General features: G+C 57.0%; 17 protein-coding genes. 12 read left to right on the top strand and 5 right to left on the bottom strand.

Going from position 1 to position 15,684, the window contains the following annotated elements; translation table 11 throughout:
• Window positions 1-248 precede the first annotated feature (248 nt).
• From EQV96_RS10935 to EQV96_RS10925, 3 genes are all read left to right on the top strand, one after another.
• Complete coding sequence (locus EQV96_RS10935) at window positions 249-905, top strand: TetR family transcriptional regulator (RefSeq protein ID WP_095003031.1); 657 nt, start codon at window positions 249-251, stop codon at window positions 903-905.
• A 393-nt stretch (window positions 906-1,298) separates the two neighbouring features.
• Window positions 1,299-1,997, top strand: coding sequence for a CoA transferase subunit A (locus EQV96_RS10930; protein WP_095020417.1), 699 nt, complete (start codon window positions 1,299-1,301; stop codon window positions 1,995-1,997).
• A gap of 2 nt (window positions 1,998-1,999) precedes the next feature.
• Window positions 2,000-2,629, top strand: coding sequence for a CoA transferase subunit B (locus EQV96_RS10925; protein ID WP_095003013.1), 630 nt, complete (start codon window positions 2,000-2,002; stop codon window positions 2,627-2,629).
• 135 nt (window positions 2,630-2,764) lie between these two features.
• On the opposite strand, the gene fdxA is transcribed toward EQV96_RS10925, so the two are convergent.
• Entirely contained in the window at window positions 2,765-3,088 is a 324-nt protein-coding gene (fdxA, locus tag EQV96_RS10920) for a ferredoxin FdxA (protein WP_016779762.1), read from the bottom strand.
• A 129-nt stretch (window positions 3,089-3,217) separates the two neighbouring features.
• Window positions 3,218-5,797 (bottom strand): DNA mismatch repair protein MutS, encoded by a 2,580-nt coding sequence (mutS, locus tag EQV96_RS10915; protein ID WP_095003014.1) that lies wholly within the window; start codon window positions 5,795-5,797, stop codon window positions 3,218-3,220.
• 188 nt (window positions 5,798-5,985) lie between these two features.
• Here mutS and EQV96_RS10910 point away from each other — a divergent pair, with 188 nt between their 5' ends.
• The 5 genes from EQV96_RS10910 (at window position 5,986) to recX (ending at window position 9,555) form a co-directional block, all read left to right on the top strand.
• Complete coding sequence (locus tag EQV96_RS10910) at window positions 5,986-6,711, top strand: XRE family transcriptional regulator (protein WP_095019810.1); 726 nt, start codon at window positions 5,986-5,988, stop codon at window positions 6,709-6,711.
• A gap of 280 nt (window positions 6,712-6,991) precedes the next feature.
• Window positions 6,992-7,336: a phage holin family protein gene (locus EQV96_RS10905; RefSeq protein WP_095003016.1), complete on the top strand. Its 345-nt coding sequence runs from the start codon at window positions 6,992-6,994 to the stop codon at window positions 7,334-7,336.
• 52 nt (window positions 7,337-7,388) lie between these two features.
• Complete coding sequence (locus EQV96_RS10900) at window positions 7,389-7,889, top strand: CinA family protein (protein ID WP_095020419.1); 501 nt, start codon at window positions 7,389-7,391, stop codon at window positions 7,887-7,889.
• 83 nt (window positions 7,890-7,972) lie between these two features.
• Complete coding sequence (gene recA / locus EQV96_RS10895; RefSeq protein WP_240882013.1) at window positions 7,973-9,079, top strand: recombinase RecA; 1,107 nt, start codon at window positions 7,973-7,975, stop codon at window positions 9,077-9,079.
• Window positions 9,080-9,087: 8 nt separating this feature from the next.
• Window positions 9,088-9,555: a recombination regulator RecX gene (gene recX, locus EQV96_RS10890; RefSeq protein ID WP_095003018.1), complete on the top strand. Its 468-nt coding sequence runs from the start codon at window positions 9,088-9,090 to the stop codon at window positions 9,553-9,555.
• A gap of 167 nt (window positions 9,556-9,722) precedes the next feature.
• Here the strand turns inward: recX and EQV96_RS10885 are convergent, their stop codons facing one another.
• Together EQV96_RS10885 and EQV96_RS10880 are read right to left on the bottom strand one after the other, a co-directional pair.
• Window positions 9,723-10,838 (bottom strand): TIGR00730 family Rossman fold protein, encoded by a 1,116-nt coding sequence (locus EQV96_RS10885; RefSeq protein WP_240882006.1) that lies wholly within the window; start codon window positions 10,836-10,838, stop codon window positions 9,723-9,725.
• Window positions 10,839-11,045: 207 nt separating this feature from the next.
• The gene (locus EQV96_RS10880) at window positions 11,046-11,456 is read right to left on the bottom strand and encodes a PA3611 family quorum-sensing-regulated virulence factor (RefSeq protein WP_095003020.1); all 411 of its coding nucleotides are present in this window, start codon (window positions 11,454-11,456) and stop codon (window positions 11,046-11,048) included.
• A gap of 207 nt (window positions 11,457-11,663) precedes the next feature.
• Here EQV96_RS10880 and EQV96_RS10875 point away from each other — a divergent pair, with 207 nt between their 5' ends.
• From EQV96_RS10875 to EQV96_RS10865, 3 genes are all read left to right on the top strand, one after another.
• Complete coding sequence (locus tag EQV96_RS10875) at window positions 11,664-12,419, top strand: tRNA-uridine aminocarboxypropyltransferase (protein ID WP_095003021.1); 756 nt, start codon at window positions 11,664-11,666, stop codon at window positions 12,417-12,419.
• Between the two features lie 303 nt (window positions 12,420-12,722).
• Window positions 12,723-13,373 (top strand): response regulator transcription factor ErdR, encoded by a 651-nt coding sequence (gene erdR, locus EQV96_RS10870; protein ID WP_095003022.1) that lies wholly within the window; start codon window positions 12,723-12,725, stop codon window positions 13,371-13,373.
• Window positions 13,374-13,448: 75 nt separating this feature from the next.
• Window positions 13,449-13,811 carry a diacylglycerol kinase gene (locus tag EQV96_RS10865; RefSeq protein WP_016779774.1) on the top strand — a complete coding sequence of 121 codons (363 nt, stop codon included), beginning with the start codon at window positions 13,449-13,451 and terminating at the stop codon, window positions 13,809-13,811.
• Here EQV96_RS10865 and EQV96_RS10860 read toward each other — a convergent pair.
• On the bottom strand, window positions 13,808-14,734 hold the full coding sequence (locus tag EQV96_RS10860; protein WP_095003023.1) for a LysR family transcriptional regulator: 927 nt from the start codon (window positions 14,732-14,734) through the stop codon (window positions 13,808-13,810). The genes EQV96_RS10865 and EQV96_RS10860 overlap by 4 nt on opposite strands.
• Before the next feature lie 117 nt (window positions 14,735-14,851).
• Between EQV96_RS10860 and fpr the strand changes: the two genes are divergently transcribed.
• Window positions 14,852-15,631 carry a ferredoxin-NADP reductase gene (gene fpr / locus EQV96_RS10855; protein WP_019827846.1) on the top strand — a complete coding sequence of 260 codons (780 nt, stop codon included), beginning with the start codon at window positions 14,852-14,854 and terminating at the stop codon, window positions 15,629-15,631.
• Window positions 15,632-15,684 lie beyond the last annotated feature (53 nt).

Below are 15,684 nucleotides of genomic sequence, written 5' to 3'. Positions count from 1 at the left end.
GCACGCGAAAGCGCACAAGAATAGTGGAAGGGTAAAGAAAGCTGTTCCGGGTGGATAAATAGCTTGCTAAGTAATATACTTACATTCGTGTCTGTTTGTAAATAGTGGGACGCTGTCTCGCCAAGCCTTACAGCGCCATTTTTCATGCGTGTAGTAGACCGGGATAAGGCATAACAAGCGCCACCCGATGTTGGTCCGGGCAAGTGACCGTAGAGGCCCGGATCCTTCTGATTGAGGTTTTTATTGCCATGGTGCGTCGTACCAAAGAAGAAGCTCTTGAAACCCGGAGCAAAATCCTCGAAGCGGCCGAACAGGCCTTCTATGAGCGCGGGGTTGCCCGCACGACGCTGGCTGATATCGCCACACTGGCGGGTGTCACCCGTGGTGCCATTTACTGGCACTTCAGCAACAAGGCCGAGTTGGTTCAAGCCATGCTCGACAGCTTGAATGAGCCTCTGGATGAAATGGCCAGGGCAAGCGAAAGCGAGAACGAAGTCGACCCGCTTGGCTGCATGCGCCAATTGCTGATTCACTTGTTTCGCCAGGTTGCCATTGACCCAAAAACCCGGCGTATCAATGAAATTTTGTTCCATAAGTGCGAATTCACTGACGAAATGTGTGATTTACGGGCTCAACGCCAGATGGCGATGCTCGATTGCAACAGCAGGATCGAGCTGGCCCTGAGCAATGCCATTCATCGTCAACAGCTCCCTGAAAATCTGGATGTTCGCCGTGCTGCCATCTGCCTGCATGCCTATATCGACGGAATACTCGGACAATGGCTGCTGGTTCCCGACAGCTTTGACCTGTACACACACGCGCAATCCTGGGTCGATACGGGGCTGGACATGCTGCGCACAAGCCCAGCTTTAAGAAACTCCGGCAATATCCGAGAGGGAGTCTAGTAGGCTCAAGCAATAAGGCGAGTGAAGATTTTGCCCTTTGGGCCATTTGATGGCAGATGGCATTTATATACGTCTGGCCCGCGGGTTTAAAGTTAGCGAGCTAAGTATTTTGTAGCTAAATTGTTATCGTTTAGTTAAACGTCCCACAGCCAGATGTAATTAATCCTAAGCGATTGCGGATTAAGGATTACTGAACGGCGGCATCTTTCTCGGTTATTTTTTCCAATCAACCCTTCCTGCCTTGGCTTCCCCTACACTTGAGCAACGTTTTGGCCTCAGGCCAGAGCTGCCAGCAACGGGGGAGCGGGCAACTGCCAGGCTGTTTTCCTCTCCCGACTGAAGCAAACAGACTGCGACGGTGTGGTGTGTCGTGGACAATTCGAGGAATAACAAGTGAACAAGATTTACTCGAGTGCTGAATCCGCTTTGCAAGGCCTGGTCGAAGACGGCATGACCCTGGCTGTAGGCGGTTTTGGCTTGTGCGGTATCCCCGAAGCGCTGATCGCGGCTTTGCGCGATACCGGCAAGCGCGAGCTGACGGTGATCAGCAATAACGCCGGGGTTGACGGATTTGGTCTGGGGCAACTGCTGGAAACGCGCCAGATTCGCAAAATGATTTCTTCCTATGTTGGCGAGAACAAAGAGTTCGAGCGCCAGTACCTGGCGGGCGAGCTGGAGCTTGAGTTCACCCCGCAAGGTACCCTTGCGGAAAAGCTGCGGGCGGGCGGGGCGGGTATCCCGGCGTTCTTTACCAAGACTGGCTACGGCACGCTGGTAGCTGAAGGCAAGGAAACCCGGGAGTTCGATGGCGAGTGGTATGTCATGGAGCGTTCACTGCGCGCCGATGTAGCCCTGGTCAAGGCCTGGAAGGCCGATACCTCTGGCAACCTGCTATTCAATAAAACGGCACGCAACTTCAACCCTTTGGCGGCCATGGCGGCCAAGGTGTGTGTGGTGGAAGTGGAAGAGATTGTCGAGGTTGGCGAGATCGAGCCCGATCAGGTGCATTTGCCCGGGATTTACGTACAACGGCTGGTGCTCAACGCTGCGCCGGAAAAACGTATTGAACATCGCACTGTGCGGAGCGCCTGACCATGGCCTGGACTCGTGAAGAAATGGCGCATCGTGCCGCCCAAGAACTGCAGGACGGTTTCTACGTCAACCTGGGTATCGGTTTGCCCACCCTGGTGGCGAACTACATTCCTGAAGGTATGGATGTGTGGTTGCAAAGCGAAAATGGCCTGCTGGGCATTGGTCCGTTTCCGACTGACGATGAGGTCGATGCCGACCTGATCAACGCCGGCAAGCAAACCATCACGACTTTGCCGGGGAGCAGCTTCTTCAACAGTGCCGATTCGTTCGCGATGATTCGTGGCGGTCATATCAACTTGTCGATTCTGGGGGCGATGCAGGTGTCCGAGAAGGGCGACCTGGCCAACTGGATGATCCCCGGCAAGATGGTCAAGGGCATGGGCGGGGCGATGGATCTGGTAGCCGGGGTCAAGCGCGTTGTCGTGCTGATGGAGCACACGGCCAAGGGCGGCGTCCATAAACTGCTCAAGCAGTGTGATCTGCCGCTGACGGGCGTGGCCGTGGTCGACCGGATTATCACCGACCTGGCCGTGCTGGATGTGACCGGGCAAGGACTCAAGCTGGTGGAACTGGCGCCGGGAGTCACCCGCGAGCAGCTTCAAGAGGCCACGGGCTGCGCAATCAACGGTTAGGAGCCAAGCCTCTGGTAGCAAGTGCCGTAGAAACGAGGCTGCTGCTACGCAGACGACTGCCTTCTAGTTTTAAGGTGTTTTCGCCGAGTCAAATACGCAAAAAGCCCCAAAAGGGGCTTTTTGCTTAAACGTGAATCAGCGTTCCAGGTCGACGATCTTGCCTGGTTTGCCATCCCACTCGGCCGCGTCCGGCAGAGGGTCTTTGCGTTCAGTGATATTTGGCCAGATTTCAGCCAGCTCGACGTTCAACTGAATGAAATTCTCCATGCCGGCAGGCACTTCATCTTCAGAGAAGATCGCCTGTGCAGGGCATTCAGGCTCACAAAGCGCGCAGTCAATGCACTCATCCGGGTGAATCACCAGGAAGTTCGGGCCTTCGTAAAAGCAGTCCACCGGACAGACTTCTACGCAGTCGGTGTACTTGCACTTGATGCAGTTGTCGGTGACGACGAAGGTCATTTCTAATTCTCTCCTCAGGCGGCGGCAGCGAAGCCCTTCCAGAACGGGTTCGCCGGGTTCGGGAGTGATATCTAAAGACCAGGCTAAAAGGTCAGTAGCATCCCGAACCGCGCGCGATTCTAGCAGCTTTTAAAGGCGTGTCTTTAATGTGTAGAGCAAATCGAGCGCTTTACGTGGCGTCATGTTGTCCAGATCGGCCCTGGAAAGGTCATCCAGCACCGGGTGCGGCAGGCTGGCAAACAGGTCGCTTTGTTGTGGCGCAGGCTTTTTGCCAGGCTTCGCAAGTGGCACTTCATGGGGCAGGCTGGTGGTCTCCAGGCGGCTCAAATGCTCGCGGGCACGGCTGATGACTTCACTCGGTACCCCCGCCAGTTGCGCCACGGCCAGGCCATAACTCTGGCTGGCCGGGCCCGGCAGAACATGGTGCAGGAACACGATACGTTCATTGTGCTCGGTTGCGCTCAAATGCACGTTGGCGACCAGCGGTTCACTTTCGGGCAGTACCGTCAGTTCGAAGTAGTGCGTGGCAAACAAGGTGTAGGCGCGCAACTGGGCCAGACGTTCTGCTGCAGCCCAGGCCAGGGACAGGCCGTCAAAGGTACTGGTGCCACGACCCACTTCGTCCATCAGCACCAGGCTGCGTTCGGTGGCGTTGTGCAAAATATTGGCGGTTTCGCTCATCTCGACCATAAAGGTCGAACGGCCACCTGCCAGGTCATCACTGGAACCGATCCGGGTAAAAATCCGGTCAACCAGCGACAGCTCGCAACTGGCTGCTGGCACAAAACTGCCGATATGGGCCAGCAATACGATCAATGCAGTCTGGCGCATATAAGTCGATTTACCGCCCATGTTAGGACCGGTAATCACCAGCATGCGGGTGTTGTCATCCAGCCCCAGGTCGTTGGCCACAAACGGCGTAGTCAGCACTTGCTCGACCACCGGGTGGCGACCCTGGCTGATGCGCATGCACGGCTCTTCAACAAAGCGCGGGCAGTTCAGGTCCAGGTTCAGCGCACGCTCGGCCAGGTTGCTCAGCACATCCAGCTCGGCCAGGGCGGCGGCGGTGTCCTGCAGCGGTGCGAGGTGGCCGATCATCTCTTCGAGCAATGCCTCATAGAGCATTTTCTCACGAGCCAGGGCACGGCTCTTGGCCGACAGGGCCTTGTCTTCGAAGGCTTTCAGCTCAGGGGTGATAAAGCGTTCGGCGCCTTTGAGCGTCTGGCGGCGGATGTAATCGGCCGGAGCCTGTTCGGCCTGTTTGCTTGGCAGCTCGATAAAGTAGCCGTGGACCCGGTTGTAACCGACCTTGAGGTTGGACAGGCCGGTGCGGGCTTTTTCTCGGGCTTCCAGGTCAATCAGGAACTGGCCGGCGTTTTCGCTCAGTGCCTGCAACTCGTCCAGCTCGGCGTCATAGCCGGTTTTAAGCACGCCGCCATCGCGGATCACCGCGGGTGGGTTATCATTGATGGCTTTTTCCAGCAGTGCGCCCAGTTCGGGGTAGGTGCTGGTGATCGTGGCCAGTTGCTGCAAGTGCGGCGCTTCGAGGCCGAGCATGGCGTCTTGCAGTTCCGGCAGCGCGTTCAAGGCATCACGCAGGCGGGCCAGGTCGCGGGGGCGCGCGTTGCGCAGGCCGATACGGGCCAGGATCCGCTCCAGGTCACCGATTTCCTTGAGCTGTGGCTGCAGCTTTTCAAAGCGATAGCCATCGAGCAGGCAGGTAATTGAAGACTGGCGCGCCAGTAGCACGCTCAAATCGCGCAACGGACGGTTCAACCAGCGGGTCAGCAAGCGGCTGCCCATCGAGGTCTGGCAACGGTCGACCACCGATTGCAGGGTATTGTCGCGACCGCCGGCCAGGTTGGTGTCCAGCTCCAGGTTGCGGCGGCTGGCGCCGTCGAGCACCACGGTGTCGTCCAGGCGCTCATGGCGCAGGCTGCGCAAGTGGGGCAGGGCCGTGCGCTGGGTTTCCTTGGCATAGCTGAGCAGGCAGCCTGCAGCGCCGATGGCCAGGGTCAGGTTTTCGCAGCCAAAGCCTTTTAGATCCTGGGTTGAGAACTGCTGGCACAGGCTTTTCAGGGCCGAGTCACGCTCAAAGTCCCACGGCGCACGGCGACGAACGCCACGACGTTTTTCCGCTGGCAGGCCTTGTGGCCAGTCATCCGGGATCATCAGCTCAACCGGGTTGATGCGCTCAAGCTCTGCCAGCAGGTTTTCCCAGCCCTTGATCTCCAGCACCGAGAAGTTGCCACTGGTGATATCCAGCACGGCGAGGCCAAACAGACGCTCATCGCCCAGCACCGCGGCAATCAGGTTGTCGCGGCGCTCATCCATCAGCGCCTCGTCACTGACGGTGCCCGGGGTGATGATGCGTACGACCTGACGCTCAACCGGGCCTTTGCTGGTGGCCGGGTCGCCGACCTGCTCGCAGATCACTACCGACTCCCCCAGCTTGACCAGCTTGGCCAGGTAACCTTCGGCCGCATGGTAAGGTATCCCGCACATCGGAATCGCCTGCCCGGCAGACTGGCCACGTGCCGTGAGGGTGATGTCCAGCAGTTTGGCGGCTTTCTTCGCGTCTTCGTAGAAGATTTCGTAGAAATCGCCCATGCGATAAAACATCAGCTGGTCAGGGTGCTGGTTCTTCAGGCGCCAGTACTGCTGCATCATCGGGGTATGGCTGGACAGGTCGGAAGTATTTTTACTCATCAGGACTTAGGCGGATTCGTTCAGAAGTGGGGGAAAGGCAGGCCGTGGCCTGAGGTTTTCGCAATGGGCGCAAGGTTAACATGTCAGCCCCTTGCATCTACAGGTGCGCACCGGGCGCGCTGACTGGCTGCTATAAATAGAAGAAATAGCATTTGCCATCAATAAACACGGCCAGCACTATTGCCGCCATGTCAAAACGAACTGTTTCAACCGTCCTTAAAGAGCTGCTGGCCCGGCACGGTATCAGCGCGATGGCGCTTCACCGCAGTACGGGAGTACCGCAACCTACGTTGTCGCGAATATTGAGCGGCAAAATTGCCGATCCTTCCGACAGGCATATCTCCAAAATCGCCGAGTATTTCCACATCAGCACCGATCGCTTGCGCGGCCGGGAGGATGTGCGGGTGCCTGAAATCGAGCTACGTCACCCAGAGTTGCGTGATATTTGCCTGTGGGATGACGACACCCCGGTGGCGGACGATGAAGTGTCCATTCCATTTTTGCGTCAGGTTGAACTGGCCGCCGGCTCAGGGCGCTTTGCCATTGAGGAGAGCGAACGCGCCAGGTTGCGTTTCGGCAAGCGCAGCCTGCGCCATAACGGCGTGGAGTTCGATCAGGCCAAGTGCGTGACCGTACGCGGCGACAGCATGCTGCCAGTCCTGCGCGATGGCGCAACGGTGGGAGTCAATGCGGGCAAACGTACCCTTGACGAAGTGGTTGATGGCGACCTGTATGCGGTCAATCACAATGGCCAGTTGCGGGTGAAACAGGTGTATCGCCTGGCGGGCGGTATTCGTTTGCGCAGTTTCAATCGCGACGAGTTCCCGGATGAGGACTACGCCTACAACGATCTCGAGGATGAACAACTGGTCATTCTTGGTCATGTGTTCTGGTGGGGCATGTACGCCCGCTAACCATAACTCTTGGAACACCCTGTGGGAGCGAGCCTGCTCGCGAATCAGCTTTCGCGAGCAGTATTTTCACCCAACCAACAGACAATTCTCACCGTATTTGCATGTCTTGGCCGACTTGTTGAAATTGTCCGAATAAATATATGCACTGGTGCATTGACTGTATATCCATACATGCATAGTCTTTATTCCATTGCGGCCAACGATGGATCTCAGGCAGGGGTATGACGTTTCAGCCAGACCGGAAATTGGCGCTTATCAATAAGGACACAGGAGTGATCACATGATGAATGAACCGCAAGTCTTACTGGAAATGCCGGTTTTACTGGTCATCCTCCTTGCCTTGGTAGGCGGCGTTTTTGGCGAGATGTGGCGGGCAGACAAGGACGGCACCAGCGGATGGCCACTGATGCGGCGCCTGGCGTTGCGTTCGGGCGCGTGCGTGGTGTGCGGTGTCTCGACCTTTATGCTGCTGTACTCGGCCGGGATGTCGATTCTGGCCGCAGGGGCCCTGGGTTGCCTGACCGCACTGGCCGGTGCAGATGCGGCAATCAGCCTGTACCAGCGCTGGGCCGCGAAGCGGCTCGGGGTAGATGCTGCGCCCGGTGACTCGCGGATCGAGCCGTAACAGGCGCTTTTTGGTGTAGGTTATGGCGCAGACCCGCCATCAGGAGAGGACAGTGGATCAAATATCTCAACTTGCATCTGAACTCGGGCTGCTGTTAAAGGCTCTCAATGCCCAGGTGACAACCGCCGAGTCCTGCACCGGTGGCGGCATTGCCGAGGCCATCACCCGTATTGCCGGCAGCTCCGCGTGGTTTGAGGCGGGGTTTGTGACCTACTCCAACCAGCAAAAGACCCGGCAACTGGAGGTTCCCGAGCCTTTATTCACCCGGGTGGGGGCGGTCAGCCGCGAGGTGGTCGAGGCGATGGTGCAGGGTGCGCAGGGCCAAAGCGGGGCGCGATTTGCCGTGGCGGTCAGTGGTGTGGCCGGGCCGGGGGGCGGTTCGCCCGAGAAGCCGGTCGGCACCGTGTGGCTGGCGTGGGGCGCCGGCGACGAGGTATCCAGCGAGCGCAGGCACTTTGCGGGCAACCGCGATGAGGTGCGCCGGCAAACCGTGATTGCCGCTCTGGAAGGTTTAATACGCCGAACGGTACGAGAAATAAAAAATCAGGGGTAGGCGATCCTCTAACCCTGTGGAATAATACTGGCTACTTATACAGTTATCGGCCGTCGGGCCTTATTGATTACGAGAGGACTTTAATGGACGACAACAAGAAGAAAGCCTTGGCTGCGGCCCTGGGTCAGATCGAACGTCAATTCGGCAAGGGAGCCGTGATGCTGATGGGCGACCAGGAGCGTCAGGCCGTGCCGGCGATCTCCACCGGCTCGTTGGGTCTGGACATCGCACTGGGCATTGGCGGTCTGCCAAAAGGCCGTATTGTTGAAATCTACGGCCCTGAGTCGTCGGGTAAAACCACCTTGACCCTGTCCGTGATTGCACAGGCGCAAAAGGCCGGTGCTACCTGCGCCTTCGTCGATGCCGAGCACGCCCTTGATCCTGAGTACGCTGCCAAACTGGGCGTAAACGTTGATGACCTGCTGGTTTCACAGCCTGACACCGGCGAACAGGCACTGGAAATCACCGATATGCTGGTGCGTTCCAATGCGGTTGACGTGATCATCATCGACTCCGTTGCTGCACTGACGCCAAAAGCTGAAATCGAAGGCGACATGGGCGATACCCACGTTGGCCTGCAAGCCCGTCTGATGTCGCAAGCGCTGCGTAAAATCACCGGTAACATCAAGAACGCCAACTGCCTGGTTATCTTCATTAACCAGATCCGCATGAAAATCGGCGTGATGTTCGGCAGCCCTGAAACCACCACCGGTGGTAACGCACTGAAGTTCTACGCTTCGGTACGTCTGGATATCCGCCGCACCGGCGCCGTAAAAGAAGGTGATGTGGTGGTGGGTAGCGAAACCCGCGTGAAAGTGGTCAAGAACAAGGTGGCACCACCGTTCCGTCAGGCTGAATTCCAGATCCTGTACGGCAAGGGTATCTACCTGAACGGTGAAATGATTGACCTGGGCGTACTGCATGGCTTTGTTGAAAAAGCTGGCGCCTGGTACAGCTACAACGGCAGCAAAATCGGTCAGGGCAAGGCCAACTCCGCCAAGTTCCTGGACGATAACCCGGACATCAAGGATGCGCTGGAGAAGCAGCTGCGTGAGAAGTTGCTCGGGCCAAAAACCGATGCCGAACTGGCAGAGCTGAAAGTCATGCCAAAAATGAGCAAGGCTGCCAAAGAAGCTGCAGCGCTGGCTGAAGCCGAAGAAATGGAAAACGCCACCGAGGGCGATAACTGATCACTGCCATGATTGCCGTCCTGGATACCCCCGTCGCGGTGCGACGGACTGCAATGGACCTGCTCGCGCGACGCGAGCACGGTCGAGTCGAGCTGACGCGCAAGTTGCGTCAGCGCGGCGCTTGCCCCGACATGATCGACGCTGCCCTTGACCGTTTGACGGAAGAGGGGCTGTTGTCCGAGTCTCGTTACCTTGAAAGCTATATCAACTACCGTGCCGGTTCCGGTTATGGCCCTTTGCGAATTCGTGAAGAGCTTGGCCAGCGTGGGCTGGTGCGTGGAGATATAGAGGAGGCGTTGCGAGAATGCGGTTTCGACTGGCAAGAGCGACTGGAAGAGACCTGGCGCCGCAAGTTTTCCGGTCAGTTGCCCGCTGATGCAAAAGAGCGTGCCCGCCAGGGGCGCTTTTTGAGTTACCGCGGTTACCCGCTTGAAATGATCGGCCGCCTGTTAAGCGGCCGAGAGTTTGATGACTGACGCTGTTTACGCTCGTACCCTTTAAGGTTCGGATTCAGTGGGCGCCACAAAACCTGTGGGAGCAGGCTTGCCTGCGAAGGCGGCAATGCGGTTTGCCTGCCAGATCGTGCCGCCTGCATCGCGAGCAAGCCCGCTCCCACAGTACCAGCCCACTTACCAATTCCGGCTTAATCAGCCAGCGACTCGTGCATCTGCGCCGTAGGCGCATTATCAGTTGCAGCCCAGTTTTGCGGCAGGTTGATAAAGTCGACCAGTTCGCGCAGCCGTCCCTGATTGCGCCCGCTAAACGCAAAGCCCAGGCAGGTCAGGTGGTTGAGTTTTGGGTCGTCATGTTCAAAGTGGCAGTATTGCTCTTGATGGAAGCCATCACTCAGGCAGATATCGGCAAACGCCTGCTGTATCTCCTTGAGTGCCTGCACACTGACCGGCCGCTTCATGCGGATCACAAAAGTTTTGTTCAACCAGCGGCTTGAATGGAAGTTGCTGTAGAACTGGTTGATTTCAGCAAGGGCCTCTTCGGCGCTATGCACCAGGCGCATCAACTTCAAATCGTTGGGCAGGATGTACTGGTTGGCTTCCAGCTGGTTGTGAATAAAGTCCAGCGCCCCCTGCCAGAACTTGCCCCCCGGCACATCCAGTAAAACTACCGGCACCAACGGGGTTTTACCCGTTTGCATCAGGGTCACTACTTCCAGCACTTCATCCAGCGTGCCAAAACCGCCCGGGCACATCACCAGAGCATCTGCTTCCTTGGTGAAAAACAGTTTGCGGGTAAAGAAAAAGTGAAACGCCAGAACATTGGGCGTGCCATTGATGGTGGGGTTGGCCCGTTGCTCGAACGGCAGGGTGATATTGAACCCCAAACTGTGAGCCAGGCCTGCACCTTCATGGGCGGCAGCCATGATGCCAGCGCCGCCGCCGGTAATGACCATCATGTCGGACTTGGCCAGCACGCTGCCCATTTCCCGTGCCAGGGCATAGAGCGGGTGTTCTACCGGGGTTCTGGCCGAGCCGAAGACCGTGACTTTGCGACGGCACTTGAACTGCTCCAGGGTGCGAAAGGTTTTTTCCAGTTCGCGAATGGCTTGCAGGGTGATCTTGGCATTCCAGCGATCAAGGTCGTCATGGGCCATGCGCAATACGGTCAGCAGCATCTCGCGGTAAAGCGCCCGGTTAGGGCTGTCGGGTGCAACCCGCTGCAGTTGCTCGTCCACTTCTTGTGCAAGCTCAAGACCCTGCTCCTGGAAAAACAGCGTCAGGGAGTCATTGGATTGATCAGGCATGTATTTCTCCTTCTACGCAACATCCTTGAAAACGCCGCAACCTGAGCAGGCGCTGAGACACTGAGTGTCACAATGATGCTTCGATGATGGTCCTGAGATGTCTTGACTGGCAATAGCTAATTGCCTGACATACATGAAGTTTAGCGGAAGGAGGCAGGGCTGCAGAGCGGGGTCATACGCCGTACGGGGTACGGCGTGGCGGGGGATTTACTTTTTGCGCTGACAGTTTTCAGCGCGGAAATCCTGGATCAGGACCGGGCTGTTGGTTTTGTACTCCCTGAAGCTGTAGCGCAGCGTGGCGCCTTGAGCCATCAGGGTACGGAAACCTGCATTGCTGCACACGCTGCGACCCAGTTGCGGCACGGTCTCTTCTGGGTTGGAGCGCATCTGGGCGGCCAGTGTCGGGCTGGCTTCCAGGTTGTTGATCAGCACAGTGCCGTCTACCGTAAAGCCTTTATCCAGCAGGTCTGCATTGATTGCTCGCGGTTTGCCTTCATTACTTTTCTCTGCAACCTTGAGCAAGGTTTTGTTCAGCTCAAAATCCTTCAGAGAGGCTGCGTGTGCGGCCAGAGGCAGTGCAAGCATTAGAGCGACGGTCGGAATGATATGGCGCAGCATGAATCTCTCCTGATTTCAGTGACGCAGACTTGGACAGGCCATATATCTGTGCGTTCAGTGGCGCGGGAGTATAGGTCAGCATAGCCATGCAGGAAATGCCAAAGGTCATGGAATCGCGCCTCTGGTAAACTTGGCTCCTTTCTATTGTGAATCCGTTTATGCGCCAATTCTGGCGAATGGACGCTTGGCGCCTTTAAAGTAAAAATCATGACCCTGACGACCTTTTCCCCGAATGCTGTAGCCCGTTTACGAGACGAGCGTGAAGAGGAGAGCACCAAGCCCTACCTGGCCCGCGGCTCGCGGGCTCCGCGTTGCCATACCTGCCGTGTGATCGAAAGCCACTGCCTGTGCAGCTGGCGACCCCGGGTCGAGACACGTTCGGGGGTGTGTCTGGTCATGACTAAAAAGGAAGTGTTCAAGCCCAGCAATACCGGCTGGTTGATCGCAGATGTGGTCAAAGACAATTTTGCCTTTATCTGGTCACGCACTGAAACCGACGAAGCCTTGCTGGCGTTGCTGGCCGATCCACAATGGCAACCGTATCTGGTGTTTCCCGGCGAGTACGTCGCGCCTGAGCGGGTAACGCACACGGTGGATCTGGACAGCAGCAAGCGCCCGTTGTTTATTCTGCTGGATGCCACCTGGACCGAAGCACGCAAGATTTTCCGCAAAAGCCCGTACTTCGACACCTTGCCGATTTTGAGCCTGCTGCCTGAGCGGCTTTCGCGTTACCGCTTGCGCCGCTCTACCCGCAGCGAGCATCTGTGTACCGCGGAAGTTGCCAGCCTGTGTCTTGAACTTGCCGGTGACTCCCAGGCCTCAAGTGCGCTGGATGCCTACTTCGATGTCTTCAGTCAGCATTATCTGGATGCCAAGAACCAGTTGCCGATCAATGAGTCCAGCGCAGCGCACCAGGAACTGGGCGTTTTTGTAAAAGACCTTCCCCAGAATCGGGCTCAATAGACTAAAGAAGTAGCGCTACAATTTTCCAACAGATGTAAGCGCGCAGCATGGCGGGTTTTTCGATGATGGCGCTCTAAGGGGTTCTACGTGGACCCGGGTGTCAGGTTTTCAGCTTGACCACCCTTGTTTCGCTGGGCATGCTTGGCGCCGATTCGGCTATCGCAGCTGTCAAAACACTTATATTTGCCGACGTTTCGCGTAAATCGCGCCCTTTGACGCACAGTCTTTGAGCTTTTGCTCGAGTTGCCTTAGCGAGTGCTGGAATTGATCAGTGCTCGCCTGAAAAACGGGATCATTTAAATAATGGCCACATACGAAATCCTGATTGCCGACGACCATCCACTGTTTCGCAGTGCCCTGCACCAGGCCGTGAGCCTGGGTCTGGGCTCTGATGTTCGCCTGGTAGAGGTCGCCAGTATTGCCGAGCTTGAAGCACAGCTGGCGGTAAAGGCAGATTGGGATCTGGTACTGCTCGATTTGAACATGCCGGGTGCTTACGGTTTCTCCGGCCTGGTGTTGTTGCGTGGCCAATACCCGCAAATTCCGGTGGTGATGGTGTCGGCCCAGGAAGAAGCCTCGATCATGGTGCGTTCCCGCGAGTTCGGAGCCAGCGGCTTTATTCCGAAATCCAGTTCGCTGGAAGACATCCAGAAGGCCGTACGTGCCGTACTGGATGGTGATGTGTCATGGCCGCCCCAGGCGTTTGAGGATGTTCAGGTCTCGGCCGAGGCCAAAGCGGCCAGCGAAGGGCTGGCCAGCCTGACGCCCCAGCAGTTCCGCGTGCTGACCATGGTCTGCGAAGGTTTGCTGAACAAGCAGATCGCTTATGAGCTAAGCGTTTCCGAGGCAACCATCAAGGCCCATGTTACGGCGATTTTCCGCAAGCTGGGGGTTCGCACTCGCACCCAGGCCGCGCTACTCTTGCAGCAACTTGAATCAATTTCGAGTCATTAATCTGCGAATCTTCACGCTTTTTTGACGAAGCGTGAACTAGCGTTCCCCTCTCATTTTTTGTGCAGTTGCCTATCTATGTCGCCTTTCAAGGGTAAAACCGGTTTTAAACGGATTTTGAATGCTGGCGGTTACTCGCTGGACGGTTTGCGCGCAGCCTTTACGGGCGAGGCGGCTTTTCGGCAGTTGGTGCTGCTCAACGTGATCCTGATCCCGCTGAGCTTCTTGCTAAATGTGAGCCGCGTAGAGCGCGCATTGCTGATCGCTGTGTGCCTGCTGGCATTGATTGTCGAGTTGTTGAACTCGGCCATTGAAGCGGTGGTTGACCGAATCTCCCTCGACCTTCACCCCTTGTCGAAAAACGCCAAGGACATGGGCAGCGCTGCCCAGTTTGTGGTGCTGACCATGATTGCCGTGGTGTGGGCAGTGATTCTGCTTTAAGCAATAGTCGGCAATACGATCTCGTCGCTGCGCTGAACCCCGGCGGTGAAGGCGCGGCACAGCTCCAGAAATTCGCGCATGGCGGATGTCTGATACTTCTTTTTGTGCCAGATAAAGAAGAACTGCCGGGCCAGATCCAGTTCAGGCGTTTCCACTGCCACCAGGCTGCCGCGCCTGAAAGCGTCACGCAACGCCAGGCGTGAAATGCAGCCAATGCCCAGCCCCGACTCAACGGCGCGCTTGATCGCTTCGGTGTGTTCCAGTTCCAGGCGAATATTGAGCGACGTTTGATGATGGCGCATGGCCTGGTCGAACGTCAGGCGAGTTCCCGAGCCTTGTTCGCGCAAAATCCAGGCTTCACGGGTCAGCTCGTCAAGTGTGGCGCGACCACGAGCCGCCAGTGGATGCTGCGGGGCGCAAAACACCACCAGTTCATCCTCGACCCAGCTCTGCACTTCAATATCCGGGTGGGCGCAATCGCCTTCGATCAGACCCAGATCAATTTCGTAGTGGGCGACTTGTTGCACGATATGAGCCGTGTTCTGAACCACCAGCTTGACCTGACTTTCCGGGTGCGCCTGCATAAAGCTGCCGATCAGCAGGGTGGCCAGGTAGTTGCCGATGGTCAGTGTCGCGCCGACGGTCAATGAGCCAAAACCGGACTTGCCATTAAGCAGGTCTTCGATCTCCTTGGCTTGATCCAGTAATGCGACAGCCTGTGGCAGCAATTGCCGGCCCAGTGCGTTGAGACTCAAGCGCTTGCCGGCACGGTCGAACAGCTGGCAGCTGGTCTGGCGCTCCAGTTCGGTGATCGAGGTACTGGCAGCAGATTGTGAAAGGGCCAACAAGCCGGCAGCGCGAGACACGCTCTCTTGTTGGGCGACGGCGACGAAAACCTGGAGTTGTCTGAGAGTAAATCGCATATCGATATAACCGATAACCCTTATCTTGATAATTCAGTTAACAGATATTGTCGCCGCCATTAGAATGCTGTGCAATCGCGCCCATAGTCAGCGCAGGCGAATTTAGGAGCCCCGTACATGAGCAACATGAACCACGAACGTGTCCTCAGTGTTCATCACTGGAACGACACCCTGTTCAGCTTCAAGTGTACCCGTGACCCGGGCTTGCGCTTCGAGAACGGTCAGTTCGTGATGATCGGCCTGCAACAGCCCAATGGCCGTCCGCTTATGCGTGCCTACTCGATTGCCAGCCCGAACTGGGAAGAGCATCTGGAGTTCTTCAGCATCAAGGTGCCTGATGGCCCGCTGACCTCCCAGTTGCAGCACTTGAAGGAAGGCGACGAGATCATCATCAGCAAAAAACCTACGGGTACGCTGGTGCTGGACGACTTGAAGCCGGGCAAGCATCTGTACCTGCTCAGCACCGGCACCGGTCTGGCGCCCTTTATGAGCGTTATCCAGGATCCGGAAACCTACGAGCGTTTCGAAAAAGTGATCCTGTGCCACGGTGTGCGTTACGTCAATGAAGTCGCTTACCGCGAATTCATTACCGAGCACCTGCCGCAGAACGAATTCTTCGGCGAAGCGCTGCGTGAAAAGCTGATCTACTACCCGACCGTGACCCGCGAGCCATTCGAGAATGAAGGCCGCCTGACCGACCTGATGCGCAGCGGCAAGCTGTTCAGCGATATCGGTCTGCCGCCGATCAACCCGCAGGACGACCGTGCCATGTTGTGCGGCAGCCCGAGCATGCTCGACGAGACCAGCGAAGTGCTTAACAGCTTCGGCCTGAAAGTTTCGCCGCGTATGCGGGAGCCGGGTGATTACCTGATCGAGCGTGCTTTCGTCGAGAAGTAACAAACGCAGATCGATACAAATGTGGGAGCGGGCTTGCCCGCGATTGTGGAGTG

Source organism: Pseudomonas sp. TMW22080 (genome assembly GCF_022496745.1).
In the GTDB taxonomy this organism is placed as follows: domain Bacteria; phylum Pseudomonadota; class Gammaproteobacteria; order Pseudomonadales; family Pseudomonadaceae; genus Aquipseudomonas; species Aquipseudomonas bubulae.
This window is presented reverse-complemented; position numbering and strand designations above follow the sequence as displayed.